Origin of the sequence: Bradyrhizobium sp. RDM12 (genome assembly GCF_051917485.1) — a bacterium.
In the GTDB taxonomy this organism is placed as follows: domain Bacteria; phylum Pseudomonadota; class Alphaproteobacteria; order Rhizobiales; family Xanthobacteraceae; genus Bradyrhizobium.
This window is the reverse complement of record NZ_CM133064.1, coordinates 3320214-3346713: the sequence shown is the minus strand read 5'-3', so window position 1 is coordinate 3346713 and position 26500 is coordinate 3320214. Positions and strand designations below refer to the sequence as shown.

The following is a 26500-nucleotide window of genomic DNA, read 5'->3' as shown; positions in this document are numbered from 1 at the left end:
GGCCGAGAGGATTGCATGGCAAAGAACGGAAAGACGCAGGCTGTAAAGTCGGTTGAGACGCTCAAGCACGATGAAGCGAGGCGGAAGAACATTCCGACGGCGGAATACCAGTCCGTTCTTGAGACGGAGCAGCAGAATCCAAAGAAGGTTTTCTACCCTCGCAATCGCGACCTCGACCCGCAGCTTGTCTGGCGCGGCAAGGACGAGCAGGACTGGAGCGATCTCGTCGTCCCCGCGCCGCCGCTCTACATCCAGGAGAAAGTGCACCCCAAGGTGCTGATCGACGACCTGTTGCGCGCCACGAAAGAGCGCAAGCATGAGAGCGGAGAAATCACCCCGGACCTCTTCGCCGATTTCAATGGCATTCCCAAAGGAGTCGATAAGACCGAGTTCTACCAGCACGAACAGAACTGGTCGAACCGGATGATTCTGGCGACGCGCTTCAGGTTATGGCAAGCCTTGCCGAACGCGAAGGTCTTCGGGGCAAAGTGCAGTGCATTTACTTCGATCCGCCCTACGGCATCAAGTTCAACAGCAATTTCCAGTGGTCGACGACAACTCGCGACGTGAAAGATGGGAACGCGGCGCACATCACCCGCGAGCCGGAGCAGGTTAAGGCATTTCGTGATACGTGGCGCGATGAGGTTCATAGCTATCTAACTTACTTGCGTGATCGGCTTACGGTTGCACGCGATCTTCTGTCGGATTCCGGTTCCATCTTCGTGCAGATCGGCGATGAAAACGTTCATCGCGTTCGAGTCGTAATGGACGAAGTGTTTGGAGATTCAAATTTCGCCGGCCAAATAGCTTTTAAGACAACAACCGGCGCAGGCAGTTTCGCCGGGGGCACCGACGTCCTTGCAAACGTGGTCAACCACATTTTGTGGTATGCCCGCGACAAGCAGAGAATAAAATATCGGCAGTTGTATCAAGCAAAGTTTCTCGAGGGGCCTGGAGGCAACGCCTATACGCGGATTCAAGAGCCGAACGGTCTCCGCAGGACTGCAACAGACGACGAAATAGCCAGTCTGCCTAATGGCTGCCGCATATTTGGAGCGGACAATCTGACCTCCCAAACAACACGCATTGGCCAAACGACTGTTTTTCCCGTTCAGCTTGATGGAAAGACTTTCATGCCAAACAAGGGCGGTTGGAAGACCAATCATGTCGGAATGAGTAGAGTTCAAAAGGCAGATCGGCTGATCGCCTTGGGAAACACGCTTCGGTATGTTCGATTCTTTGAAGACTTTCGGGTCTTTCCATTCAATAACCAATGGGATGACACTACAACAGCAGGTTACGGCGATCCGAAACTCTACGTAGTGCAGACGAATACCAAAGTAATTCAACGCTGCCTGCTGATGGCTAGCGATCCCGGTGACTTAGTACTTGATCCAACCTGCGGATCAGGAACTACAGCGACGGTTTCGGAGCAATGGGGCCGCCGCTGGATCACCATTGATACTTCTCGCGTCGCTCTTGCTCTGGCTCGCGCGCGGATCATGGGTGCGCGCTATCCTTTCTATCTGCTTGCCGACTCTCGCGAAGGACAGATCAAGGAGGGCGAGGTCACCCGCGCGGCGCCTAGCTCGAAGCCGGTGCGTGATGATATCCGCCATGGCTTTGTCTACGAACGGGTGCCGCACATCACGCTGAAATCCATCGCAAACAATGCTGAGATCGATGTCGTCTGGGACCAATGGCAGGGCACGCTGGCGCCACTACGCGACAAGTTAAACGCTGCACTCAAGAAGAAATGGCAGGAATGGGAAATTCCGCGCGAAGCCGAAAAGTCGTGGCCTGAAGCCACGAAAAAGGTCCATGCAGATTGGTGGGAGGCGCGCATCGCGCGACAAAAAGAGATCGATGCTTCTATCTCCGCCAAAGCCGAGTTCGAATATCTCCACGACAAGCCTTACACCGACACCAAAAAGGTCCGGGTCGCGGGGCCCTTCACCGTGGAAAGCCTCAGCCCGCATCGCATCCTGGGTGTGGACGAGAATGACGAATTGATTGATGGCCTCAAGGACAATGGCGCTGAATACGGGGTTAAGAACTCCTTCCCAGAAATGATCCTCGAAAACCTCAAGATCGCCGGCGTCCAGCAGGCGAATAAGGACGATCGGATCAACTTTACCGCCCTCGCGGCTTGGCCGGGCGAACTCGTCTGCGCGGAAGGCCGCTACATGGAAGGCGACACTGAGCGGCGCGCAGCCATCTTCATCGGCCCGGAGTTCGGCACCGTGCTGCGCGCGGATCTGGTCGCTGCGGCCCGAGAGGCCGGCGATGCCTCGTTCGACGTGTTGATCGCTTGCGCGTTCAATTATGAAGCGCACACCACCGAGTTCAACAGGCTTGGCCGCATTCCAGTGCTGAAGGCGCGTATGAACGCCGACCTGCACATGGCCGACGATCTCAAGAATACCGGTAAGGGAAATTTGTTCGTCATCTTCGGCGAGCCAGACATTGACCTCATCCACGAAGAGGACGGCCGACTGCGCGTGAAGGTCAACGGCGTCGACGTGTTCAAGCCGCAGACCGGTGAGGTCATCAGCGACAACGCCGATGGCATTGCGTGCTGGTTTGTCGACACGGACTACAACGAGGAAAGCTTCTTCGTCCGTCATGCCTACTTCCTCGGCGCAAACGATCCTTACGGCGCGCTCAAGACCACGCTCAAGGCTGAGATCGATCCGGAAGCCTGGGCGACTCTGAACAGCGACACGTCGCGCCCATTCGACAAGCCCAAGAGTGGCCGCATCGCGGTGAAGGTCATCAATCACCTTGGTGACGAGGTGATGAAGGTATTCAAGTTGAACTGAGATCGTGATCGGGGCCGTCGAGTGACTGGGTATAATCACTATTCAGATTGTACATGTGGCTGGTGTGTGAACTACGGCAGTGGAGAAGTTACAGTCAGCGTCCGCAGACTTGACGCCTGGAATTTACTTGCAAGGAATGCGGTTCGTTCAATCGCAGCATGCTTTGTAAACCCAAACGCCAGATGCCCCGTCTGCAGGGCTCCGGTCTTCTTCTATGCAAACGAGTTCGGCAGCCGAGTCTTCTTCGATGATTTGGGGCCTCCCTGGCCCAAGCATCCATGCACGGACAACTCGCGTCGACCGGAGGTTTCCTCTTTCGAAGCGGCCACCGCCCTGCCCGTCCGTCGAGCCAGGGGACTGACACGCGAGTTGATCGATGCTGCAAATGTCGCCGGGATTTTTCGCGGAAAGGTTTTCGGCACGAGGAAGCCGCATACGTGGACCTTACACGTCGTCACCTCGGTTGATCGACGCGGAGACCAAAACGATCTGGAAGCGGAATGCCTTGAGTCGTCTGATGGCGTGCTCGCGCGATTTAGTTGCAAGTCCGTACGGCCGATTTTCGAGGTCGGCGACTACATGAGCATAAGAGGAAAGGAGGTTTCCTTTTTCTATAAGGAGCTGATGACCCCGGTTCAGTTCGTCTTCGGCGGGACCGTTCCTCTCGGCGAACCACCGGTGACAACAACATCGCCTGAATCCAAGCCGTCCCCCTTATTCTCTCGCAATCCACAACTCATAAGGCAGTCCGTGTCGTTGCGCTCGGGCGGGATGCAATTTCCTCGTCCCAGTCCGTCGAGGGACGGCAGCGAAATCAAGCCCCACGAGCTGAGGCATTTCCAATCCAAGCGGACATCTGTTGAGCAGTTTTGCGCAACGTTATCGCCGATCGTGAAAGCTCTCGCCCGCGAAGGTAAGCGGAAGCCGCAGGATGTTGCGGTTGGACTGAACCACAAGGGCTGCCGAACGGTATGTGGTGAAAAGTGGACACCGCGCCTGACATACATTTTGCTCAGCCGCGTATTCAACGATGACAACGTCGCTGCACGAGCTCGCGAGTTGCGCGCGACCGCGAAGGAGCAGCACAAGAGGAGCGATGACCCACGGAAGCGAACGTCCCCTGGCAGAGACTCCCCCGCCACGCTCACCGAAGAAGAACTGGCGAGACGTCGGAATGCCCTCAAGCACGCCGAGCGTGACAGGCGCAATGACTCATCAACGACAAAAACAACTCCTGTAAACCGGAACTAGACATGTCTTACGTTTCATCGACTGTTGCCCGCGTCATCGACCAGATAAATCGTTCGTATTTTCTGCCCGCCATTCAGCGTCCGTACGTTTGGCAGCCGGATCAGATTGTCGCGCTCTTCGACTCGCTGCTGAAGGGATACCCGATCAGCTCCTTTCTCTTCTGGGAAATCAGGCCAGAGCACCGTTCAGACTGGGAAATATACAAGTTCATCGAAAACTTCCGGTTCGGCGATACCCACAACGAAATGGCCGAACCAGATGGTCGGGATGTGGTCCTTGTACTGGATGGCCAGCAACGGCTTACATCTCTCCTTATCGGCTTGCGTGGCACTTTCACCGTCCGCTCGAAATACGGCCGCCGGAACAATCCGGATGCCTGGAGCAGGCAGCGGCTGTACATCGACCTGCTGAAAGATCCCGCCGTTGCCGACGCTGAAGACCCGGACGCAGAGGATCTCGGCATCACCTACGGCCTTCGGTTTGCGGAAGAAGAGCCGAAAAGCGACGGGGACCACCTCTGGATGAAGGTCGGCAGCATTCTCGATTGCACCAGCGACGATGCGTTGGACCGTCTGGCAGACGAAGTGTTGGCGCGGCTGCCGGCCGACGCCCCCCGCTCCATGCGACGGGTTGCGGAGAAAAATCTGGATCGGCTGTACCGCACCGTCTGGAAGGACGGAGTTATCGCCTACTACACAGAGAAGGATCAGTCGTACGACCGGGTGTTGGACATATTTATCCGAGCGAACGACGGCGGGACGAAGCTGAGCAAGTCTGACCTCCTGCTTTCGATGATCACCTCCAAATGGGAGGGCGTCAGCGCGCGTCAGGAGATCTATGACTTCGTCGATCACCTCAATTCCGGCCTGGATGCGAGGAACGAGATCGACAAGGACTTCGTCATGAAGTCATGTCTGGTTCTTTCCGATCTCGATCAACGATACAAGGTCGGCAACTTCACCACTGCAAATTTGAAATTGATCGAGAAGAACTGGCGCGCAATCAAGGCGAGTCTTGAGGCAACGCTCCGGCTCGTGAATCGGTTTGGTATCGACCGCGAGAACCTAACCTCGGTTAACGCGCTGCTGCCGATCGCATACTATATCTATCGAACCAACTGCGGCAGTCTGGATGGTTCAACCCCCTTCGAGGCCGAGAACGCGAGGCGTATTCATCAGTGGCTCCTGGGCAGTCTGCTGAACGGAGTGTTTGGTGGCAGCTCTGATCAGACGATCGGGACAGCACGGGCCGTCCTTCAGGAATCGCTCCAGGCCAGCAGGCAGTTTCCCAATGGCGCACTGGTCAGCAGATTGGCATCGCGCGGCCGGATCACCGGGTTCGATGACAACAATATCGATGGAGTTTTGGAGATCGCCTACGGTAAGCGAAACTGCTTCCTGGCGGCTTCACTGCTCTACGACAACGTCAATTGGGGCTCGACGCAGTATCACATCGACCACATCATCCCTCGGTCTCTTGCGGATCGGAAAGCCCTGATGGCGCGAAACCTGCCGGAGACGCGCATTCAGCAGATCGTCGAGAGCGTGGACAAGCTCGGCAACCTTCAACTTCTGCTCGGGCGAGAGAATTTGGAGAAAAATAATGCGCCCTTCTCTCACTGGATCCGAACGCGCGACCGGGATTTTCTCCAACGACATTTCATCCCGAACGACCCGGATCTTTGGGACGTCACCGCGTTGCCGGAGTTTGTCGCAGCTCGCGAGCGGCTGATCAGCCAGCGGTTGCGGCGGCTGAATTTCGACCCCACAGCTTCAGGAGGCTCATCAGCATTGCCGCAGAACGAGGTAGGCGCACTGGGAAACTGAGAGGCGGTGGCGTCAACAGTGAGGATGGCGCCACCGCTTCGGAAACAGCCGATCAACGGGAAGCGCCAACATGCTCACCACGGTTGCCGCGATTCGAGCGGCGTGCCCCGGATGGAGAACGGTATATTCCTCATCGCTTTCCGGATGGGCTATATAGGGTCGCCGATCCTGCACTTGGTAGAACGAAGCATCATTCCGCCAACCAGATCGCGATAACGGCCGAGCAGATCGGTGACTATTTGCGAAGAGGGTTTTTGTTGCGCATGCGTGGAGAAAAAAGTGGCCAGGTGAACCTGATTGCGGCGTCGAAAATCGAAACGATCTCCGGTCTCGACTCACGCGCCGATTGATCACTGGGATCTCGTGGTATTGAGCTTTAGGGCAACGTCATGGATTTCCGCATCGCCGACACTTTCACCGACAGCCTTGCCCGACTGACTGGCGACGAGCAGAAGGCTGTCAAGACCACAGCGTTCGACCTGCAGCTCAATCCTGCCAGTCCCGGCATGAGCTTCCATAAGCTTGATAAGGCCAGGGACAAGAATTTTTGGTCAGTTCGGGTGAACAGCGACATCCGGCTGATCGTCCATAGGAGCGACCAAAGCCTGTTGCTCTGTTACGTCGATCATCACGACAAGGCTTACGATTGGGCGGAAAGACGCAAGCTGGAGACCCATCCGAAGACGGGTGCGGCCCAGCTCGTCGAAATTCGCGAGACCGTGAAGGAAGTGCTTGTACCGATTTATGTGCAGACCGAGTTGCCATTGGTGCAAAGGCCGGCGCCGGAGAAGCTGGCGCTTTTCGTGAATATCTCTGACGACGAGTTACTGGGCTATGGGGTGCCGACTGAGTGGCTCGCAGATGTCAAGAAGGCGACCGAGGACACGCTTCTGGTCGTGGCAGATCATCTGCCAGCCGAGGCAGCCGAAGCTCTGCTTGAATTGGCAACCGGCGGCAAGCCTCGCCCGACAGCCGCTCCAAAGGAGCTGACCAGCCCGTTCGAGCACCCGGATGCGCAGCGCCGCTTCCGAATGATGACCAACGTCGAGGAGCTGGAGCGCGCGCTCGAATTTCCTTGGGAGAAGTGGACTGTCTTCCTGCATCCGGAACAGCGCGACATGGTCGAACGCGACTATTCCGGACCTGCCCGCGTGTCGGGTTCGGCAGGCACCGGAAAGACGATCGTGGCTTTGCACCGGGCAGTACATCTGGCCCGGACCCATCCGCAGGCCCGGGTGCTTCTGACCACCTTTTCCGACACGCTCGCCCACGCCCTCCAGGCGAAACTACGTCGTCTGTTGGCAAGTGAACCCCGCCTCGGCGAGCGGATCGACGTGCACTCGCTCAGCAGCATCGGACTTCGTTTGCACAAATCCCATGCCGGGCCGGCCGCGATTGCGGCTACGGAGATCGTTCGGGATCTGATCATCAGAGTAGCTGCGGCGACTGACCACAAGTTCAGCTCGCGGTTTCTCATCGCCGAATGGGACCAGGTTGTTGATGCCTGGCAGCTAAGATCGTGGGAGGCCTACCGCGACGTTGCCAGACTCGGTCGCAAGACGCGCCTGCCGGAGCCACAGCGCAAGGTACTATGGTCGATCTTCGAGCGCGTTCAGGCAGAGCTGCGATCGATGCAGTTGATCACATGGCCGGAGCTGTTCAACTCGCTCGCTAACGCGATCGGCCGCGACAAGCGGATCGTATTCGACTTTGCGGTCGTCGATGAAGCACAGGACGTCAATCCCGCCCATCTGAGATTTTTGGCAGCGATCGGCGGCGACCGTGCGAACGCCGTGTTCTTTGCGGGCGACTTGGGGCAGCGCATTTTCCAGCAGCCTTTTTCCTGGAAGTCGCTGGGTATCGATATTAGGGGGCGCTCGCGAACTCTGCGTGTCAACTATCGGACGTCACACCAGATTCGCAGTCAGGCCGACCGCCTGCTCGGTCCTTCGGTCACGGACGCCGATGGCAACATGGAGAAGCGGGACGATGCAATCTCGGTCTTCAATGGTCCAGAGCCGAAGATTCTTGCGCTGCAGGATGAACGCGACGAATGCAAAGCGGTTGGACGCTGGATCGCCGAACTGACCGCGGCCGGCCTGCTTCCGCACGAATTCGGAGTATTCGTGCGCTCCGAAGCGCAACTCGACCGAGCCCGCGCTGCGGTTAAGGAATCCGGGCTCGAGTTTAGGGTTCTGGACGATCGGGTCGAAACGGCAAGCGGACAGGCCTCAATTGCCACCATGCATCTGGCCAAGGGCCTGGAGTTCCGCGCCGTCGTCGTGATGTCCTGCGACGACGAGGTGATCCCGCTCCAGGACCGCATCGAGCATGTAGGCGACGAAGCCGATCTGCAGGAGGTGTACGAGACTGAGCGTCATTTGCTCTACGTCGCCTGCACGCGGGCCCGGGACCATCTGCTGGTCAGTGGTGTGACGCCCGTTTCCGAGTTTCTGGACGATCTCGATAAGGTCTAAAGGGAATGCAGTAAGGGTACACGAGCGTCAGTCCGCAGCTCTTATGAACAGAAGATCCATCGGCGGACTAGCGTCGCAACGGTGGTTGTTGGCAGAACGTCTGCGCTTAGCGACTAGGAGTACCGGGCGCGGTTGTCTGGCGTCGCCCGGACTCCTATTGACGTTCTGGCCATATGGGCCTATTGAAGAAGGCAACCTCACCGACGTGTACAAGCCGCCCGGCAATCCGCCCGGCGGTTTTTTTGCGTCGAAATCATGGAGAAAATCGAATGGAGAGAAAGAAGGGTGGCCGGCCGCCGGTACTGGAGAATGGCATCACCACCAGCTTCGTGATGCCGGAGGCGCTCAAGTGCGAGATCGATCGCGTCTCAAAAAGCCAGGGACGATCTCGCAGTGACTTCGCCCGACAAGTTTTAGAGAGGGCTGTCCGCGAAGTGACGTAGACACCAACGCGCCAAGACACAACCATCAACGAGAAAGCCCACGGCGTTCGCTGCGCCATGGGCTTCATTCTATTGTTCAACCCGCTGAGATCGAACTAAAAACACTATGCCTGAAAAACGTAAAAAGTCCAGATACGAGATCAAACTGCAAGATGAGAAACGCGCGTACGTTGTGATCGCGCTCACCGACAAACTGACACTCGTCGGAAAGGCGGTGGCTGCAAACGCTCTGGCTCACTATGACTCCCGAGTCGGTTATGCCTATGCGTCCGTACCGAAGATGACCATCGAGGCTGGATATGCACCGTCTTCTACCCAGACACTCAACAGGGGCCTGATTGAAATTGAAAAAACAGGCGCGTTCAAAGTGGTGCGTCGCACTGGAGCAAAGAACACGCATCACATCTGCCCGAACATGGCTTGGTTCAGGGCTGAGTACGAACGCCTGCGGAAGTGTGGCAGGGTCAAAGAGGATGAGTTCGCAGATATCCGGGACCAAGATGATCTTGAGGAAGAAAACTCAGGCTCCCAACACGAGACGAGGTCGGGCTCTGAGCAAGACAACTCGGGTTCAGAACCCAACAACCCGGGTTCTCAACCAAACAACTCGGGTTCTCAACCAAAGACGCCAGGTTCAGAACCCGACGAAGAAGGCTCTGTGAAGACGGCCTTCGAAGAGGATCAAAAGAAGAAGGCTGCATCAAGAGAGCACCGTCGTCCTGCGTTCGGTGAGCGAGGGCCGGCGGTTGGTTCGGTCGATGATCGCCCACGACCCATCCCGGCTAGTGTCGAGCCGTGGCCGGATGATTTCTTGGATCAATTCATGAACCTGTATCCCAAGGGAGGTGACCGTAAGAAAATCGCCGACGCTCTTGAAGAGGTCAGGCGAGAAGGTGAGACTGAACCGTGGCACATTCTGCGAGGAGTCAGAAACTACTCGGCAGAGAAGTCCGGTGTTGAACCACAGTACCTCAAGAACCCGGAGAACTTCGTGAAGGAACGGCTCTGGGAGGGCTATCAGCGAGACAACCGGCCAAGGTCGAAGCCAGCGATGGCTATCTAGCCGGCACTTCTGGGCGCAGCGCCACGGCTGTTCGTCCCCTCCGTCATCCCTCAGGCAGAGGCTCTGCTTCACCGAGGGCCACGAGAGGACATCACTGCCCGAAAGCGTTCAGCGCTCGATCGCTTGGATGATCCGCGCTGTAGCTGCCGATCGAGCGAGTGACCGTAACTCAAACAGATGGGCGTTCGCACCCAACATTGAACGCACCTGCGAGCAACTCACAGAGCCGTGCATGCGCTGCCGTAAGGTAGCCATCAATAACCAGCGGACACGACGCAAAACGCACTGGTGACCACTACAGACGATTTGCGGACCTGCGGAACGTCGTGCCGGTACCCCACCGGAATCAGGTACCGGTACCACCGGAATCTCTTTCCGGTACCACCGGAACGTGGTGCCGGTACCACCGGAACGACGTGCCGGTACCACCGGAACGACGTGCCGCCTAATCTATCAATGAACCAACACTGAACCTATCAATGAACCGAAAGAGAACCGAGTTCGAAACGTCTTTCGATCGGTCGCAGAGCCAACGTTGAGGCAGATGTCCGAGGATCTTCGCCGTCGCGCCCGACCCGCCGGCCTCAGCGCCGCCCCTCCCATGCCTTTCGATTATCCCAATCAGAGCCGGTCCCTCTTCAGCGGAATCGATCGAGCGGACATCACCATCAATGCCGGCGCTTCCATCCATGCGCCGGCCGAAAGCAACAGCAACTATGAACACGCGCACCATCACTAGCTACAACGTCGCGACGACCAGCCGCCACCGCATCAACATCCAGGAAACAGACGATCGTCATGGCCGGTTCCAAATAGAAATGGCTGACGGCGCAACGCTTCCGGCTAGTCGAACGCCACTCCTATCCGCCGCCCGCTTCTTACTCGGAGAAGGTGCGGACCCTTCCGCCGTTCTCGAGATGCGTTACGCCGGCCGGTCTGATACCGTCGCCGCATTTGGCAAAGTCGGCGTGCTCGCAAAGCTCGACGTTCGCGAGGATCAGACGAACGGCCCGCGCTTCTGCAGGTGGCGACCACCACCGCAAGACCGTAGCCAGACGTAGCGGGTATCGACCGCTGGTGCGTTTTCGGAGACGACGGCTACCATACCAGCTCTCAACGTGACGGGCGCTCTACGGGCTCCGTTGTACGCCATCTAGTGCAATCGATCCTAGGCTATCGAAAGTCCGCCGACTCGCTCACCTACACCACATGAAAAAGCGAGATGCATTCTCGGACGCAGTTTGCATTCCGAGGCTCGAGGACTGGACAAAATCAAAATATGGGTGTACAGAGTTTGGCACGATGCCACCGGATTAAACGGCACCCAGCATCCACCACATGGACCCCAAGCGGGTCCATTGTCATTTCTGCCGACCCGCTGTCGCCTTCACTGGCGCGGCGGGTTTTTGTTTGGAGAAGACCATGAAGAAATCCGCCTTCAGCGCGGACGAACTTATCGCATCACCGATGATTCACGTCGGGATCAAGCTGCCAAAAATTCTGATCGACAAGATCGACGAAGCGGCACAAGCCGATGATCCCTCTGCCCCGAACCGGTCGAGCCTGATGCGTCGATTTTTGATCGCCGGCCTTAAGCGGGAGGCAGCGTGATGACCGCCGTTATAGTAAATGGCCAAGCAAATGCTGCCGTCGTCCTCAAGGGCCTGCTTCAACAGCATGGCTTGCCGGACCTCAGCCGGGAGGGAATTGACGCTCTGGCTGCGCGGTTCTCAACCGGCCTCGTGCTCGGTCACGGGGTCGTCTCGCACGATGGTAAGCCCCTGATCGATGAACTGCGGGCACTCGCCAGTGATCCGAAGAACGCACGGTTCTTCTCCAAGCCAGTCACGGCCGACAAGCCCAGCACGCTGACCGAACGCTACCGCGCAGAGATCGCCGCAAGCCGGAAGCAGGCCCGCATCACGGATGCTGATCTCGTTCGATACACGGGCGTCACTCGCGAGCACATCCAAGAACGCCAGCGCGCTGCTCAAAAAAAGTAAGGATACGACAGATGACACGACCGGGAATCCTAGCTCGCCAGACCGCAGCGAAGGTGAAAGCTGAGCGGTACACCGTTGATGATCAGGTCCGAGCCGCCCGCAGCACTGCCTTGGAACTTTTCGACCTGCGGAAACGTCAGGACGTTGCAAACCAGAGAGTGGCGGCAGTCCGAGACAGGCTCCAGCGCATCGACGTTTCAGCGCTGGAAGTCGAATTAGCCGACGCATTGGCGGAGCAGGAAATGATCACCCAGCAGATTGCCGCGTTGACGGGGCGTGCCGGGGATGACGTAGCAGCCTGACAGGCGGGTTTGCTATATTAGTTCGGACGGCGGTTCAGCTCACTCTCTCCAGAGGCTGCCGTTCTCATAGGGAGGCGCGACACAAGCGATGTTAAGGCTTTCGAAACTGCACGCCCTTGCGATGGCTCTCGCCGTTGTCGCGCCTCCCGCCCTTGCCAGACCCTACTGCATACCCGTCCGCGGCCGGGATCAGATCGCCAAGACGGGCAGCGCATGTCCAGTGAATTATCTGGCCTCGGGATGGTGCTGCATCGCGCTCCATCCCGATTCACCACGGGCCTTTGCCCGTCTGCCTGGCCGATCGTGTCCGGCCGGGACATTCACCAGCGCCGGCGAGTATTGCGTGGCGTTCCGGTGATCCTGCTCTATGCGGCGCGCGTCTCGATGCGCCGCAGGAGGTTAGCAACAGATGACGGATGCCACTTTCCGCCGCGCGGCGTCATCATCTCTCGATTATTCAACTCATCCGCGATGGATTGCAACGTCACCGCGCCACCGGCCTTAATGTCCTGCACCACAACCGTAAGATCACTGGCACGCCGATCCGCTTTGGCCATTACCTGAGCGATAGCGGCTCCGTTGCCTTTGCCGGCACGCCTCAGGGCATCTGCACCGTTGGGGTTCCCGAGGCGCTTGATCCTCCGATGATTGCGCTGGCCTGCCTCCGCAATGCGTTTGCGGGCCATTTGGAGTGCGTCCTTGGTTCGTTTTGAGATAGCGGCGGCTTCTGCCTGAGCGACAACCGCCAGAACGCCAATGGTCAGATCATTCGCCTCCGGCATGTCGCAGCAAACGAATTTCACGCCGCTATCCCGCAGAGTAAGGGTGAACGATGCTGAGCGAGAGAGCCGGTCCAGCTTGGCTATGACCAGCGTGGCCCCCGTGACCCTGGCATGGTGCAGCGCAGCCGCAAGCTCCGGTCTATCGTTCATCTTGCCGCTCTCGATTTCCTTGTATTGACCAATGATCCGAGCGGACCTTGTTCGGGCAAACTCTTGGATGGCTGCATCTTGAGCATCGAGGCCAAGCCCGCTCCTACCCTGCTTCTGTGTCGAAACGCGCCGATAGGTGACGATCTTCATTGCCGATCCCCGATTACAAAACCGCCTAATGACCGTTAGTCCGTTTTGTAAATTTGGTCATTGGCCTTCGTCAATGAGAATCTTTGCCTTGGTCCCGGCTGCGCGGTGGTCCTGCCGCACCCTGTACTGGCACGCGCCATGGCGAGGCTGCCGAGAAAGCCACAGCCACAGAGAACGCCGCGCCGCGCTTGGTCGCCAGCCGTAGAGTCCGGCGTAGTGTCCAGATCATGGACTCACGCGCGTGGGTGGCACCATCTGCCTGGCTTACGGCTGGCCAGTAGCTGCCATCCGCTCGACGGGTGCGCCCCATCGCTGATCTTTCAACCGTGCTGGATCGTCCCATCCAGTGACGGACAACGCGACAATGACCGGGCCTGCCTCGCCTCACTGTCTGCGGGAGCCACCACCGACCATCATCGTCCTCGCCCTTGCACGGACCTAGTGAGGTTTCACAGCGCTCGCGAGTGCGGGAGGGGTGAAGGGTCCCGTTTTTGTTGCGCATGGCCCCCTGATCGACCAGCCAGCTTCGACTACGAAGCGTCTCATCTATTTCGGTTTCTACACCCCACCCGGCAAAAATATCTGACGGCACATTCGAATCCGTTTCTTCAGCGAACTTTCCAAAAGGCCGATTTCACGGCCATCAACGAAACCCAACATATCCCAGAAGGAAAATCGTGTCCGAAAGTCTCCACCTTCAAGTCACGCTGAGCGCAAGCGAGAGCGCATCCTCGGTCCTCCGGGGACTCATGAAAAACATAGATGCGCTCAGAGCCTCCGCAAGGCGTTTCAACGCTGAGTTCTCCAGCCTCGGCAAGACGGCCTTCCAATCACTCGACGGCGTGACTCGCGCCAGCAAGTCGGCAGCCGATTCAATGCGCGGACTAACCAACGTCGCAGAGCGAGCAGCGGCGTCATACCGGAGCGCCTGGACCAAAGCCGATCAGGACCGGGAGAAGTCCGCAAGCCGCATGTACGGCGCGCTGATGCGGGATGAACGCCAGTACCAGGCGCTCCTCGCGAAGCGTCCTGCCATTGCGTCCCTGTCGCGTGGAAGCGGTACCAGCGTAGGCAAGATCGCGGGCGGGACGTTCCTCGGCGTCGGCGCAGCATCGGCAGTGCGCCAACTCAGCAACGATGTTGTTGCGGCGGAGCGAAGCATCGGCCGCGGCATCGCGTCGGCATTCCGGGAGCGGCTCAAAATCTCCAGGAGCGAAACCCAAGCCGAGATGTTTGGCGATCTTTCTAGCGAGGGAGTACGCAAGTTGAGGAAGGAATCCCTTGACCGGCTCGGCATCAAGTTCGGCGTCGGCGCCGAAGGAACCCTTGGCGTGGCGACCGAACTGAGCAAGGCCGGCATCGGCAAGAAAGTCCTGGGGGATGCGACCGAGCTTGCGCTGAAAGCCAAAACGGCAATGGACATCAGCGAAAAGGAAACCGCAGAGCTGTTCGGCGGCCTTGCTTCGTTCATCGCGTTCGACAAGAACCGCTACGCCTTAATCTCCAATTCGATCGCAATCGCGAACAAGGATTCAAAGGCGAGCGGCACTCAGATCGTTGAGGGCATGAAGCGCGGCTTGTCCGCTCTCGCAACGACCGGCGGGAAGCTGACTCCCGAGCAACTGGCCGGCCTTGTCGGTACGGCGATTGACGTTGGCATTCAACCGGGGAAGTCCGGCAACTTCATCAGCCATCTGATCGGTGCTGTTGGATCGGCGGACACGATGCATGGGCAGAAGGCGAAGGACATGCAGGAGGCCGCAGGCTACCTCGGTTTCGGTGGTCGCTATGAGATGGCGCAGGCCATGCGTAACAACCCATTGGCGTCCGTTTATCAGCTCCTCGACCACCTCGCGAAGCTGCCGGAGAAGCTGCGCATTCGTGTAGCAAAAGACCTTGGTGGCGAGCAGTGGTTCGACGAGATATTGCAGATGGTCCTCGCCAAAGACAAGCTGAAGCAGATCGAAAAAGATATCGAGACCGACAAGGGATTCCTGGACAAGGCCGCGCTTAAGGCGGTCAGGTCCATGTCCGGCGCATATGCAAGTGTTGTGGCCGCAGCGAAGCTGGCACAAGAGAAGATCGGCGGTGGTTTCGATAAGGCGTTCACGCAAATTGCCGACGCAATCCTGCGGCACGCTGACACCTTCAACTTCGATGCGATCAAGGATCACTTCGAAGCACTGACTGTTGGACTGCTGCAAGGCTTTGGTTTGAAGAACTGGGGGCAGGCCGTCGACTGGCTCGTCGCTCAGTTCAGCCCTAGCACGGTTGCATCATGGAAGGCTTGGGGACGGGGATTCGCTGCCGGCATCAAGTCTTGGGGCGAAGGCCTCATATCCGCATTCAGCATCGTCCGGCGCCTGACTGGCAACGATCCGGAGAGCACGGGTAAGCTTGTCGCCAATTTCGCTGTGCTCGCAACGTCGCTGATCGTCATCAATCCCCTGCTGTTGCTGCTCGCCGGAGCGATGGCGCTGCTGAGCAGTCCATTCGCCCTCTTCATCGCCTCTGTCATTGCCTTGAAGAAGGCGCTCGATTGGGTCGCGGAAAAGATGTTCACCGCGTTCGTTTCCATCGTCGATGCGGTCAAAAATGTCGCGTTGTCCATGATCAACAAGGTTCGTGGTTGGATCGGGCTTTCTCCTATCGGCGTAGAAGGTACGGGCGGCGGATATGGCGCTTCCGGATCATGGAGCGATGGAGCATCTGGCGGTGGCGCTACGGCCTCATGGGAGTCCACCGCGAAGAAAGTTCGCTCCTCCTTCACGAACAGTGTTCCGAACTTCAACGGAGGCGGTGGAGCGGCCGGCAGGCTCGACAGAGCGTCATTTGATCGGAAATTTGCCGGCACGGCGCTTGCCAGAAAGTATGATCAAATTGTCTCAGCCGCCGACGCGAACGGAATCCCGCCTGCATTGCTCGCGGGTGTAATCGCGCACGAAACTCGCAATGGATCTAACGTCCGTTATAACAACGTCGCCGGTCTCATGAACCCGGAGACCGGCTCGCGAACCAAGCTGGCATTTCCAAGCATCGACGCTGGCATTGATGCTGCGGGGCGGACCGTCGCCAAGAATTACCGCGTGGCCGGCGGAGACCTCGGCAAGATGGGGAGCGCTATGCGCCACCCGGTGCCCCGAATGATCCGCGTGGGTTGAACGGCGGTTGGCAGTCAGGTGTCTCGAAACAGATGAATGCTCTGTCGGGCGGCATCGGTAATGCCGGCAGTGGCGACGCTGTCAGCGCTGGTGAACGGCTCTTGGGCATGAATGAAAACGTCGACTACCGGGCGCTTGCGTCCTACGTCGGCGCAGACGTTCGAGGCAAGTCCAATGCCTGGTGCGCTCGTTTCGTCAACGCCTCGATCAAAGCAGCCGGGGGTCAGGGTACCGGCAGCGCGGTAGCAAACAGCTTCCAGCGCTACGGCACCGCGATCAACCCACCTGACGTCAAACGTAATGACGTTCTGCTTCAGACGCACGGCCTCGGTTACAATCAGCCCGGTGGTCACGTCGGCCTGGCGACAGGCGAGACGCGGATGCAGAACGGCCGGCTGCAAATCAAGATGCTGGCCGGTAATGACGGTGACGCAGTTCGGGAACACTGGATTGACGCCGACAAGAACCTGATGGTTCGTCGCGGCAATCCTATCGGTCAGGTCCCGTCCCCGGTGGACGCGGTCAGGAACGTTCCTGCTGCCCCGCAGTCTGGCGTTCCAATGAGGGGTGGCTTTGGTGGCGGTGCCGGCGGCAGCGTCGCGATCCACATCAACGGCAGCAGCCACGACCCGGAAGCGCTCGCCACACTGGTCCAGCGCCGCGTGGATGAGTCCATGAACTGGCGGGCTCACGACAGTGAGTCTGAGTACACCTGATCCGCGCCAGGTTGAAGAGTCATCGTTGTTGAGGCGGATGTACCCTCGCTTTGATAACTCTCCATTTGCATTAGTGCGAATGCAACAGCCTTGTATGCAATCGACGATCCTCCAACACTGAGCCAGTAGCGACCATTCATTGGCGCGCTTGCGAAAGAGAACATCATGCTTGAGGACGGACGAGACGAAGATGAGTGTGAAGGTGTTATCACTCCTACAACGCCTCTTCTCCTTGGCGCCGCCGCCAAGATCGCCTTCCCCGACGGATCTATGACCCCCGCCGGGCTGCGCCGCGAGATTGGACGCGGACGACTGGCCTATGAATCGATCGACGGCAAGCTTTACACTACGCTTACCGACATCGGCTTCATGAGAGAAGCCTGTCGTGTAGAAGCTGCGAGTACTCGCACGTCGGGCTTTCGTCGCCCTGCGCAGGACCCAAGGCCAAGCACGCAGCCAAAGACATTCGATGCAATCAATGGACAATCCTCGCACGTCCTATCGATACAGAACCAACCTCTCCGCCCCGAGCGGCGCTCCAGCGGCTCTACCTTTGGGCTACACGCCCCTGCAGGGCGAGCGCAGGGTATCGATGAGATTATGATCAGCGACGTCCTCGCGAGCTATCGTCAGGACAAGTGCCGCCCAACCGACGTCGACAAGAATCTCCTCGGCCATATCAATCGCCTCAACGCCTTCTGGGGCAGTCGAGGTCTAGCTCAAATCAATCCTACGACTTGCCGCGACTATGTTTCGAGCCGTCCTGGCCCGGGCGGCGCTCGCCGTGACCTTGAGGTTCTTCGTGCAGCCATCAACAACCATGCTCAACAAAATCTTCATTTCGGGACTGTCAACGTCACGTTACCGCCGAAGGGAGAGGCTCGTCAGCAATGGCTCACGCGCGGGCAGGTTGCCGCGATCATTTGGGCCGCCTGGCGCTACCGCGAAGTCCAAACAATTCATTGTGGCAGAGACAAAGGCAAGCGTATTGCAACGGATAGACGACCACTGCAGCATGTTGCGCGATTTTTACTGATCGGCTGTTACACAGGCACCCGTGCTGGGGCGATAGCTTCAGCATCGATAAAGCAAGATGCTGGCAAGTCGTACGTCGACTTGGACGCTGGTCTATATTATCGCCAGCCTATTGGGAGGCGCCGAACGAAAAAGCTCCAAACAGTCGTGCCGCTCCCTCCTCGGCTTCTCCACCACATGCGCCGATGGGTTCGACTTGGCATCGTAAAAGAGAACTTCGTCGAGTATCGCGGACGACCGGTCCAGAGCGTAAAGAAGGGATTCGCCAGCGCCGTCCGCCTTGCCAAGCTCGACATTAAGGCGACGCCGCACACTCTGAGGCACACGGCAGCGACCTGGTTAATGCAAGCTGGCGTCAAAGAGTGGGACGCAGCGGGCTATCTCGGAATGTCGGTGGACGTGCTGCGCAACGTCTACGGTCACCACCATCCGGATTTCATGAAGAGTGCCGTCGCAGGCGTCAGCTCCAAGAACAAGACGTCGGGAAGTTGAGTTGGAAACGCCTTACTCTACATCTAACTGCTGCCGGAGCCTCGCTGTCACACATTCTAGTCCACGACAACTTCGACGATGATGGCGACCTCTCCCAGATCATCGAACTCTATCAATTCATCTTCACGAGGCGGCATCGATTTTGATAGTCGCATTCCCGACGCATCAATTCCTAAGAGAAGTCTTACTCTCGTCCGGCCGTCCTTCGCGGTCAGCATGATGAGATCTCCTCCAGCCGGATCGCGTGCTTTGGTCGCAAACATGAGGCACCTCGGTTTAAACCATGCGCCGAGACTTTCGTCTGGATTGCGAAGTGCAAATGCAGTCTCATCGTCTCGAAGACGAGGTGGCGCCTCAACGATTTCCGTCTTTCCGGCCTTAGCGGCGGACTGCGCTTTGGCCGGCAACGCAGAAACATTTCGTACCCCCAGCATTCGCTGGCCGGCAACATTTGTTGCCGTTGCTTCCGAGCTTGGCGTTCCCCCGAGACTTGGCGGGATCGGCTCTTCTGCTCCGTCAGCAATTTTTTGGAGCGTTTTTTTTGTAAAGCTAAACCGATGCGCAGGATCGTTTAGCGCTCTTAGCAGGGTTGATGGAGCTAATCCTGAGCGACGAGCCAAATCGGTGGCCGTCCAATCTCTCCTTAGCATTATTCCCCTGATCCAGGCCACGAAGGGGTCACGAGCAGAACGAGGGCTCCGGCCTCGCGACATGCATTGTCCTTTCGCTTGATTTGCACGATTTGCATTTAGCCAAAGCTCGCAAATTTGTCAATACCGTCTCCGCGATGGCTCTCTGACGATCCATGCGCCGGCCGATTTGCATTTTATTTGCAATGCTGTTATACGCAAATGACAAGATTTCGCTGCGTAACCATGGAGACTTCGATGAGTTATTATCCTGCTGCTCTCGCCAAAGAACTGCTGCCGACGTTGCTCTACTTAGAGGCTGCGGCGCCATCCCGCAGCGCGGCAGGAACTGCTGTGCGATGTCTCGCATCTCTGATTGAAGCTGATGCATTCCCCTCGCCGGAAAGCGATGAATCGTACGCAGCGTGCCTGCGCATCGCTCATGATGGCTTGCGTGGCGAAATCGAGAATGATCCGTGTATGGACAGTGCAGATTGCGTGGTGGCTGACTTTTTGCTCGATGTACTCGCGGATAACCAGCTCCGGAGCGTTTTTGCGAACGTTGAAGATATCTGTGCCATGACCGGAGTCATGCCGGAGGATGCCGCTCGGGCACTGTGCAAACTGTGTGGCGGAGGCTACTTCCGAGCAATCCGGCCCTCGAAACTCGAGCAAGAATTGGGGATCCGGGCCACACAACTCGTTCCACAGCTCGACGACGCACTATTGAATCAGCATCTCCATCGTGGATCTGCTGAAGGTGCGAGCCCCGACCAGGTAACTCTCAGAGGGCGCAGGCTCGTCACCTACTGCGAGGACCAAGACGGCAACCTCCAAGTCCAACGACCGACAAAATCATCTCAATCAGCGGCGCCCGATGAAATTCGCGAACGACAACTGTGCTGAGAGCGCATTCCAAATAGCACCACGGGGACTGTCCAAGTCCGAAGCGGCAAGATACTGCGGTTGCGCCACTACTTCCGCGTTCGATACTTGGATTCAACGGGGTATCGTGCCAGGTCCAATCCCTGGCACGAGCAAATGGGACCGGAAGGCTATCGATGTTGCGCTCGATAAGGCTTCTGGCATCGATTCCGCGGGAGTATCGGGCAATCTACTTGCGGATTGGAAAGCTAAGAAAGCTGCGCGAATGCGCTAATGACGGATAAGGAAAGGTTGCTATGCGGGTGAACCTCGCAGGTCTTTATTGGACACAGGCGACGCTGAAGAGCGGTCGGGTCGTTAAATATTATTACGCCTGGAAGGGCGGCCCCCGGATTAAGGCGCAGTACGGCACTCAGGCCTTCGTCCGTGAATTCAACGAGAAGATAGCCACGCGAAAGGTCCCGCCCAAGGGCGTAGTCTTTTCTTTGATCGCGGAATTCAAGTCCTCCACTGAGTTCAGGCAGCTCGGCGATAAGACCAAGAAAGACTACCTCCGCTACGTCAAGCTGATCGAGGAAGAGTTCGGGGACATGCCTATTGGAGCCCTCGAAGAGCCTGGCGCACGCGGCGAATTCAAGGAGTGGCGCGACGGCATGGCCGAGAATCCGCGCAAGGCCGACTATGCTTGGACTGTCCTCGCTCGCATCTTCTCCGTCGCGAAGGATCGCGGACGGATCAGCATCAATCCGTGCGAGCGCGGCGGGCGACTATATGAGAGCGGCGATCGTCTGGAGAAGGTCTGGGGCGAGAGCGCGATCCAACGGATGATCGAAACCTCGTCCGCCCCGCTGGTCGACGCAATGATGCTGGCGCTCTGGACCGGCCAACGCGAAGGCGATCTGCTCAAGCTGAAGTGGTCGGATTACGACGGCAAATACATCCGCCTGATCCAGTCCAAGACTATCCGTCATGGCAAGAGGAGCAAGGCAAAGCGCGTAACCATCCCGGTCAGCGGTCCGCTCAGGGCGCACCTCGATGCCAGCAAGAAGCGCGGCATCTACATGCTCATGAATACCCGCGATCAGCCTTGGACTGAGGACGGCTTCCGCTCGTCTTGGGGCAAAGCGTTCGCCAGCGCCAACATCAACGAGGATCTGACGTTCCACGATTTGCGAGGTTCGGCAGTGATCCGATTGGCGCTGGCTGGTTCAACAGTGCCGGAGATCGCGACGTTCACGGGCCATAGCTTGAAGGACGTCGAAAGCATCCTGGACAAGCACTACCTTGGCCGCGATGTGAGGTTGGCTGAGAGCGCTGCGCGCAAGCTTGAGGCACTGTTCTTGGCGGACGTCGTGAATGTCGGCGTCGGGTCGGAAGTCTAAGGGTTCGATAGCACAGCGTTTGGCGAGCTGGGCGAGCGCTGTCCTTTTTTCCGACCGCGTAGCTCTTCTGCTAAGGTTCGAATTCTTCACCTTCAGGAAATTCTAGTGCACCAAGTCCCAAAAAGTCCTTCCCATCATCAGTCACCCCCTTCAAGGCACCCACGCCGAAGACGTCTTCGAATATTCCGCTCAATACCTTTCGGGCGATACGCCTCAGCTCGCTGTCGAGACGAGGATAATCGTACACCCCGCGATAGAGCCGCATGTAAGAAGCAATCGATCGACCTAGGTCAGCTACAGCTTGCTGAAAGTTGATCCTCTCCTTCCGCAAGTTGTCATAACTGTACTCTTCCTCCAATCGTTGTTCAATTTTTGCGAGTTGCTTTCGACCAACCCGCTTTACGTAGCCGCCCGTTGATTCCAGGTGAACCAATTCAAGGCCAAGGAAATAAACGGGATGTTTCGGGGCGACGATCTGGGATTTTGAGTCCTCACCACCCAAGTCAGGAATCGTTAGCCCTTGGGCACCGAGTTGGGATTTCACAAACGTGAAACCATCTACGGCCGCCGCCTTCGAGTGAAAGAAGAGCAGCAGGTCATCCGCGTAGCGAACCATTTCGATCCCTGCTCTCCTAAACGACGAGTCGAAATCCGCGAGGACAAGGTTGGCAAGGATGGGAGAAAGCGGCATGCCTTGCCGTAACCCAATCCCGGGCACTATTCCTTGCTTCCTAAGCCTTTGGCGCGCGTGAGAGGTGGCCCTTATCTCGCAATCGATAAAGGAATGTATTAGCGGCGTGATACTACTGCCTTTGAGGACCTTGCTGACCCGCTGCTTTGCGTCAGCTCTTGCTATCTTGTCGAAAAACGACTCGATGTCGGTTTTCAAACACCATTCGTATCTTTGTCGAAGCTCAAGCGCTCGCGTCACAGCCTGATTGGTACCACGTCCTTTGACAAAACCGAATGAGAACTCGTTTTCTATCGGGAACCGATCCTTCACGACCAAATAGTTCACAATCGCTCTTTGAACGATGCGATCACGGATGACCGGAATGCAGATCAGTCGTTCTTTTGTAGAATTCGGTTTGGGTATGAACACCGACTTCAATCGTGAAGGGTAATATTTACCCGTGCGGAGTTCCTTGGCGAGTGCCGCGAGACGCTCATCAACCCGCAAAGCGAACTGCTCTGCAGTCAATCCATCAAGTCCTGGCCGGCCTGGATCGGACGACGCATCGCGCGATTCTTTCCAAGCTATGAAGAGATTCTTCTTTGAAAGTATTTTAACCGGCTTCGGAAAGGGGGCAGTTCGCTCAGGCGTAGGGTCGAGCAACGGGTGCACCTAGGCCTGATTGAACGGGCGCCAACCGATGGTCCGAGACCGATCTTCTGGCTGTTGGAGCTTTGCGGCTGGCGCGCTATTGCGCGACGCGCTCGGCACCTGACACGTTGCCGTTTGGATTTCAAGAGAAAGCCCGACGGCGAAGTTCACGGCAAACAAGAACGGCAAGCCGATCAGAACAAATCGTGAACATTTGGCATTGGCGCGCCGCGCCCGACCTCTGCCGGCTCCGTAGTTAAAGTCCTTAGCCTGGCTCTTCGTCTTATGCACCGCAGGCATTGGACCCTCCGTTGATTTGCGGCGCCAACCGATGGTCCGAGACCGATCTTCTGGCTGTTGGAGCTTTGCGGCTGGCGCGCTATTGCGCGACGCGCTCGGCTCCTGACAAATCACGTCTAGGAGGTCGTTCGAGGTTAGAAACGGTTACCAATAGCCCTAACGTATAGCTCAATTGGATGTTGTGCAATCGGCTGAAGTCATCTTCCCCGACTTTCGTGTGATCCGTAAACAATCCATGGTGAGCTCATGAGTGAATACTCCCGGGGCCCATGAGATGGATCTTGATGTCTCACGGCGCTTGGGATGGTCCAGAAACCAGGCGACAACATCCTGCCGCTCGTCCGGATCACGCGCCGGTTGGACTGCTCCGCAACAGTCAAGATCGGTGATCCGTGCAACGCCACCCGTGTTGCTCGGCCGCATTGATTCCCTTAATTATTTTGACTTTCTTCTGGCCACCAAAACCTTCGCAAAGGCGATGCCAGCGTTGTGAAAGTTACGAACTCCTCTCTTCGATCATCAATACGATACAAATTTGATGGGTTCAGCTCATTCCCCGATGAACTCATAATACCCTCTCGATCGCAAGCGGCACGCATCGCAATCACCGCATCCGAAGCCCCATTCGTGCTCGATATCTCGGCACCCAGCATAGCAAGTGTGGGTCTCCTTCCGAACTAGATCTACGAATGTTTCCCCACCAAGTTCCGCGGCCAAACCCCAGACGCCAGCTTTTGTCTTTTGCATGAGCGGCGCATGCACGATCATCTCCCGTCCTGTGCTCGCGCTTATAGCTGCCTGCATCGCCGCCACCGCGTTCTCCGTACAATCGGGATATCCTGAGTACTCTGTCTCGCTAACGCCACATACCAATTCGGATATGCCGGTCCTGAATGCGATTACCGCAGCCATCGTTACAAACAGCAGATTACGCCCTGGAATGTATCGCTTGCCGGCCTCAAAATTTGCGACCGACACGGGACCTGAACCAAACCTCTCACGGCCTAGCTCACGGAGAAGGTCTAGTCGAACAACATGATCGAAGTCCAATCTAGGCCGCCAGTCGAGAAACTCGGAGTGAATACGCCGCAGCAAGGCCTGCCGAGCCTCAAGCTCAACCGCGTGACGCTGCCCGTAGTCGAACCCGACCGTTCCAACGCGATCAAATCTGGACAGAGCCCAAGCGAGACAAGTGGTCGAATCCTGACCACCAGAAAATAGCACCAAGGCTGACCGCTTTAAGATGGCTTCCATGAGGCCCCCGAGAGCCATTCGGCAAGTTCATCCAATCGACGAAACACACGGCGCACTGCGCACTCGATCATCGGATTGTCGCCAATAGGGAGGAGAGATCGAATGTCGGTCTTTAGTCCCACGCAGACCTTCCCCAATGCATACGCATATCCGAGCTCGAAACAGGCTCCCTCGTCTATCGAGCGCCCATCCATCACGATGACAAGAATGTCACAACGGGAGATCGCGGCGATGTCGCCCTGAAAAATTCGACGTTTCGCTTCTTCGATGGGCACGCCTGCACTAACGAGGTCGACAAGGAGCAGACCATCGTCCTGAGGAACGAAGACGTCCGCACTCCCCGATAAGCGCCTTGCAATTTCACGATTGCTCGCGCGCTCACTATCCGAAAAGAGCGGCGCAGCAAGATAAACGGATGGCCGATTAGAGATCATATGCTACCGCGCGCAACGATGACTTGCTTCAATCGTCTGTTAAAATCATAAGGAACATACTTTCCAAGCAGAATCCATCGGGCAATTTTTTGTGCCACCGATGCACAGTCATCGTGCGTAGTGTCGAAAACAGAGCCCTTGGCGGGTCGATAAATCTTCTTTAGATGTGCCGACTGTTTCACCAGGCTCGTTGCATCGTACGCAATCCGACCAAGGCGCCCCTTCGGCTTCCCACGCCTTGCGATGCGCTGACTAAGCTCGCTCTTCTCTGCTTCTAGAAAAAAGGATGTGACCGTCCGCGAACCCGCCACTGCTTGGACCCGTAATGCGCTGCCTGAGTTCTTCGGCCTTGCGTAGCACTTCCTTGGGATTGTTCTGTGAGAATGCGAACAGATCAAAGTAAGCCCGATCCATGACATGTATGCCCGGCCCAGCCCCCGACATTCTGTTGTTTTTTGATGCGAGCTGAGGAAAGAGAAAATCGTCAACCTCTTGCTGCTGCTTCTTTGTAAGTAAGCTTTCCTTGCGGTACATCACGGCCGGCGGCCGCCCCGACCACTCCTCGTGAGTGCTGAAGCAGCGCAGGGCGGCCAAAGTCGACGACTTACCCCCAGCGACCGGTCCAACCAAATAGTACCGGCGAGAGATCTTGCCTTCAGAAAGACCTGCAATCTCGTCGGCGAATTGGTCTGCATCAGAGATGTTCAGGATCTTGATCATGCATTTCAGCTCCGCAGAGCTGAGGAAGATTGAAATCAGATTGTAGACGTTCAAATTCACGGCGGAGATATCGTCGCGCTGTCTCTGTGTTCGCGGCTTGCTCGGATCTTCCCAGTAGACAATATAGTGATGGCTTGCGGCGTTTCTTTTGGCGCCACCACGAAGCATGTTCTTTAGTGAACCATCGGACAGCGATGACCCCAGGATCAAAAATGTATTAGTTGCGAATTTTGCATTGATGAACTCAGAGGCGATCGTATTTGTGGAAAGCATGACATCCGCGAAAGCATCCTCCGTGAGCGTCACCGTTTCACTTCGTCGTCGGATTTCCTCGCGCGGAATGTATCCATTGATGTGGTAGACTGCGGGGACGGAGCGTCGCGTTTCAGAGCGAGGCTCCATCAGGATTTCCGGACTCGGCTTCTTGTTATCGCGGGCGTAGAGATAGGTTGCTTCGTCCACCACGTCATCGAAATTGAAATTCACCGTAAACGACGTCTTGTAGACAAGCTCGCCAAGATCAGAAAGATAGGTATGACGTTGCAATAGATCATCGAAATTGGCATTCTTTATATCTGCGTAGAGACATTTGTGAATCTTCGCATACCAAGCCGATGATATCTGGAACTTCAGTATCCGCTTCTCCATTGATCGCTGCCGCGATTTTTCTTTTACCGAGTGAGTTTGAAATAGCATTTCGGTGAGATAGGACTCTTGAAAACCGTCCTCGCGATGGAGCTTAAGTTCTCGAGTCTTGACCCCTTCCTCGGCAGCCAAGCGATTGACGAGTTCTTTCCACCCAGGACAACCGGCGTCGATCGACACTCCAGCTCCGAGCAACAGCGAGAGCTGATGATGCTCATGCTGTCGCTGCCACATGTGCGTCAACCAAATCGGAA

22 protein-coding genes are annotated in these 26500 nt (G+C 57.1%); 16 read left to right on the top strand and 6 right to left on the bottom strand.

The window, feature by feature from the left end; genetic code table 11:
- Nucleotides 1–15: 15 nt before the first annotated feature.
- From ACTGJ9_RS16150 to ACTGJ9_RS16100, 11 genes are all read left to right on the top strand, one after another.
- Nucleotides 16–570 (top strand): hypothetical protein, encoded by a 555-nt coding sequence (locus tag ACTGJ9_RS16150; RefSeq protein WP_456677864.1) that lies wholly within the window; start codon nucleotides 16–18, stop codon nucleotides 568–570.
- The gene (locus ACTGJ9_RS16145; protein WP_456678540.1) at nucleotides 489–2822 is read left to right on the top strand and encodes a site-specific DNA-methyltransferase; all 2334 of its coding nucleotides are present in this window, start codon (nucleotides 489–491) and stop codon (nucleotides 2820–2822) included. Before ACTGJ9_RS16150 ends, ACTGJ9_RS16145 begins: the two co-directional genes overlap by 82 nt.
- Nucleotides 2823–3191: 369 nt before the next feature.
- The gene (locus tag ACTGJ9_RS16140) at nucleotides 3192–4073 is read left to right on the top strand and encodes a hypothetical protein (RefSeq protein ID WP_456677863.1); all 882 of its coding nucleotides are present in this window, start codon (nucleotides 3192–3194) and stop codon (nucleotides 4071–4073) included.
- A 2-nt stretch (nucleotides 4074–4075) separates the two neighbouring features.
- A complete protein-coding gene (locus tag ACTGJ9_RS16135) occupies nucleotides 4076–5899 on the top strand; it encodes a DUF262 domain-containing protein (protein ID WP_456677862.1) in 1824 nt (607 codons plus the stop codon).
- A 389-nt stretch (nucleotides 5900–6288) separates the two neighbouring features.
- A complete protein-coding gene (locus ACTGJ9_RS16130) occupies nucleotides 6289–8376 on the top strand; it encodes a UvrD-helicase domain-containing protein (RefSeq protein WP_456677861.1) in 2088 nt (695 codons plus the stop codon).
- A gap of 269 nt (nucleotides 8377–8645) precedes the next feature.
- Nucleotides 8646–8819, top strand: a complete 174-nt coding sequence (locus ACTGJ9_RS16125) for a hypothetical protein (RefSeq protein WP_456677860.1) — start codon at nucleotides 8646–8648, stop codon at nucleotides 8817–8819.
- A gap of 106 nt (nucleotides 8820–8925) precedes the next feature.
- On the top strand, nucleotides 8926–9882 hold the full coding sequence (locus ACTGJ9_RS16120; protein ID WP_456677859.1) for a hypothetical protein: 957 nt from the start codon (nucleotides 8926–8928) through the stop codon (nucleotides 9880–9882).
- A 716-nt stretch (nucleotides 9883–10598) separates the two neighbouring features.
- Nucleotides 10599–10943 carry a hypothetical protein gene (locus tag ACTGJ9_RS16115; protein WP_456677858.1) on the top strand — a complete coding sequence of 115 codons (345 nt, stop codon included), beginning with the start codon at nucleotides 10599–10601 and terminating at the stop codon, nucleotides 10941–10943.
- Between the two features lie 361 nt (nucleotides 10944–11304).
- A complete protein-coding gene (locus tag ACTGJ9_RS16110) occupies nucleotides 11305–11493 on the top strand; it encodes a hypothetical protein (protein WP_456677857.1) in 189 nt (62 codons plus the stop codon).
- Nucleotides 11493–11885, top strand: coding sequence for a hypothetical protein (locus ACTGJ9_RS16105; protein WP_456677856.1), 393 nt, complete (start codon nucleotides 11493–11495; stop codon nucleotides 11883–11885). The genes ACTGJ9_RS16110 and ACTGJ9_RS16105 overlap by 1 nt, the downstream gene beginning before the upstream one ends.
- A gap of 11 nt (nucleotides 11886–11896) precedes the next feature.
- Nucleotides 11897–12187: a hypothetical protein gene (locus ACTGJ9_RS16100; RefSeq protein ID WP_456677855.1), complete on the top strand. Its 291-nt coding sequence runs from the start codon at nucleotides 11897–11899 to the stop codon at nucleotides 12185–12187.
- A gap of 365 nt (nucleotides 12188–12552) precedes the next feature.
- Here ACTGJ9_RS16100 and ACTGJ9_RS16095 read toward each other — a convergent pair whose 3' ends face one another.
- Complete coding sequence (locus tag ACTGJ9_RS16095; protein ID WP_456677854.1) at nucleotides 12553–13269, bottom strand: recombinase family protein; 717 nt, start codon at nucleotides 13267–13269, stop codon at nucleotides 12553–12555.
- Between the two features lie 677 nt (nucleotides 13270–13946).
- Here ACTGJ9_RS16095 and ACTGJ9_RS16090 point away from each other — a divergent pair.
- The 3 genes from ACTGJ9_RS16090 (at nucleotide 13947) to ACTGJ9_RS16080 (ending at nucleotide 18673) form a co-directional block, all read left to right on the top strand.
- Nucleotides 13947–16430: a phage tail tape measure protein gene (locus tag ACTGJ9_RS16090; RefSeq protein ID WP_456677853.1), complete on the top strand. Its 2484-nt coding sequence runs from the start codon at nucleotides 13947–13949 to the stop codon at nucleotides 16428–16430.
- A complete protein-coding gene (locus tag ACTGJ9_RS16085) occupies nucleotides 16427–17146 on the top strand; it encodes a hypothetical protein (protein ID WP_456677852.1) in 720 nt (239 codons plus the stop codon). Before ACTGJ9_RS16090 ends, ACTGJ9_RS16085 begins: the two co-directional genes overlap by 4 nt.
- 165 nt (nucleotides 17147–17311) lie before the next feature.
- A complete protein-coding gene (locus ACTGJ9_RS16080; RefSeq protein ID WP_456677851.1) occupies nucleotides 17312–18673 on the top strand; it encodes a tyrosine-type recombinase/integrase in 1362 nt (453 codons plus the stop codon).
- A 56-nt stretch (nucleotides 18674–18729) separates the two neighbouring features.
- Here the strand turns inward: ACTGJ9_RS16080 and ACTGJ9_RS16075 are convergent, their stop codons facing one another.
- On the bottom strand, nucleotides 18730–19344 hold the full coding sequence (locus tag ACTGJ9_RS16075; protein WP_456677850.1) for a helix-turn-helix domain-containing protein: 615 nt from the start codon (nucleotides 19342–19344) through the stop codon (nucleotides 18730–18732).
- A 216-nt stretch (nucleotides 19345–19560) separates the two neighbouring features.
- Here ACTGJ9_RS16075 and ACTGJ9_RS16070 point away from each other — a divergent pair, with 216 nt between their 5' ends.
- Together ACTGJ9_RS16070 and ACTGJ9_RS16065 are read left to right on the top strand one after the other, a co-directional pair.
- Nucleotides 19561–20208, top strand: coding sequence for a hypothetical protein (locus ACTGJ9_RS16070; protein ID WP_456677849.1), 648 nt, complete (start codon nucleotides 19561–19563; stop codon nucleotides 20206–20208).
- Nucleotides 20209–20483: 275 nt separating this feature from the next.
- The gene (locus tag ACTGJ9_RS16065) at nucleotides 20484–21569 is read left to right on the top strand and encodes a tyrosine-type recombinase/integrase (RefSeq protein ID WP_456677848.1); all 1086 of its coding nucleotides are present in this window, start codon (nucleotides 20484–20486) and stop codon (nucleotides 21567–21569) included.
- Nucleotides 21570–21639: 70 nt separating this feature from the next.
- On the opposite strand, the gene ACTGJ9_RS16060 is transcribed toward ACTGJ9_RS16065, so the two are convergent.
- The 4 genes from ACTGJ9_RS16060 to ACTGJ9_RS16045 all read right to left on the bottom strand — a co-directional run bounded on the left by ACTGJ9_RS16060 (nucleotide 21640) and on the right by ACTGJ9_RS16045 (nucleotide 26426).
- On the bottom strand, nucleotides 21640–22905 hold the full coding sequence (locus ACTGJ9_RS16060; protein ID WP_456677847.1) for a reverse transcriptase domain-containing protein: 1266 nt from the start codon (nucleotides 22903–22905) through the stop codon (nucleotides 21640–21642).
- An 837-nt stretch (nucleotides 22906–23742) separates the two neighbouring features.
- Nucleotides 23743–24447, bottom strand: coding sequence for a 7-cyano-7-deazaguanine synthase QueC (gene queC, locus ACTGJ9_RS16055; protein WP_456677846.1), 705 nt, complete (start codon nucleotides 24445–24447; stop codon nucleotides 23743–23745).
- Nucleotides 24432–24881: a nucleoside 2-deoxyribosyltransferase gene (locus ACTGJ9_RS16050; protein WP_456677845.1), complete on the bottom strand. Its 450-nt coding sequence runs from the start codon at nucleotides 24879–24881 to the stop codon at nucleotides 24432–24434. The genes queC and ACTGJ9_RS16050 overlap by 16 nt, the downstream gene beginning before the upstream one ends.
- Before the next feature lie 252 nt (nucleotides 24882–25133).
- Entirely contained in the window at nucleotides 25134–26426 is a 1293-nt protein-coding gene (locus ACTGJ9_RS16045; RefSeq protein WP_456677844.1) for an SIR2 family protein, read from the bottom strand.
- Nucleotides 26427–26500 lie beyond the last annotated feature (74 nt).

Excerpts from the sequence above, each read along its gene's own strand:
- ACTGJ9_RS16150 (WP_456677864.1), top strand. The coding sequence starts at position 16 with ATGGCAAAGAACGGAAAGACGCAGGCTGTAAAGTCGGTTGAGACGCTC.
- ACTGJ9_RS16135 (WP_456677862.1), top strand. The coding sequence starts at position 4,076 with ATGTCTTACGTTTCATCGACTGTTGCCCGCGTCATCGACCAGATAAAT.
- ACTGJ9_RS16130 (WP_456677861.1), top strand. The coding sequence starts at position 6,289 with ATGGATTTCCGCATCGCCGACACTTTCACCGACAGCCTTGCCCGACTG.
- ACTGJ9_RS16125 (WP_456677860.1), top strand. The coding sequence starts at position 8,646 with ATGGAGAGAAAGAAGGGTGGCCGGCCGCCGGTACTGGAGAATGGCATC.
- ACTGJ9_RS16120 (WP_456677859.1), top strand. The coding sequence starts at position 8,926 with ATGCCTGAAAAACGTAAAAAGTCCAGATACGAGATCAAACTGCAAGAT.
- ACTGJ9_RS16115 (WP_456677858.1), top strand. The coding sequence starts at position 10,599 with ATGAACACGCGCACCATCACTAGCTACAACGTCGCGACGACCAGCCGC.
- ACTGJ9_RS16110 (WP_456677857.1), top strand. The coding sequence starts at position 11,305 with ATGAAGAAATCCGCCTTCAGCGCGGACGAACTTATCGCATCACCGATG.
- ACTGJ9_RS16105 (WP_456677856.1), top strand. The coding sequence starts at position 11,493 with ATGACCGCCGTTATAGTAAATGGCCAAGCAAATGCTGCCGTCGTCCTC.
- ACTGJ9_RS16100 (WP_456677855.1), top strand. The coding sequence starts at position 11,897 with ATGACACGACCGGGAATCCTAGCTCGCCAGACCGCAGCGAAGGTGAAA.
- ACTGJ9_RS16095 (WP_456677854.1), bottom strand. The coding sequence starts at position 13,269 with ATGAAGATCGTCACCTATCGGCGCGTTTCGACACAGAAGCAGGGTAGG.
- ACTGJ9_RS16080 (WP_456677851.1), top strand. The coding sequence starts at position 17,312 with ATGCTTGAGGACGGACGAGACGAAGATGAGTGTGAAGGTGTTATCACT.
- ACTGJ9_RS16070 (WP_456677849.1), top strand. The coding sequence starts at position 19,561 with ATGAGTTATTATCCTGCTGCTCTCGCCAAAGAACTGCTGCCGACGTTG.
- ACTGJ9_RS16065 (WP_456677848.1), top strand. The coding sequence starts at position 20,484 with ATGCGGGTGAACCTCGCAGGTCTTTATTGGACACAGGCGACGCTGAAG.
- queC (WP_456677846.1), bottom strand. The coding sequence starts at position 24,447 with ATGGAAGCCATCTTAAAGCGGTCAGCCTTGGTGCTATTTTCTGGTGGT.
- ACTGJ9_RS16050 (WP_456677845.1), bottom strand. The coding sequence starts at position 24,881 with ATGATCTCTAATCGGCCATCCGTTTATCTTGCTGCGCCGCTCTTTTCG.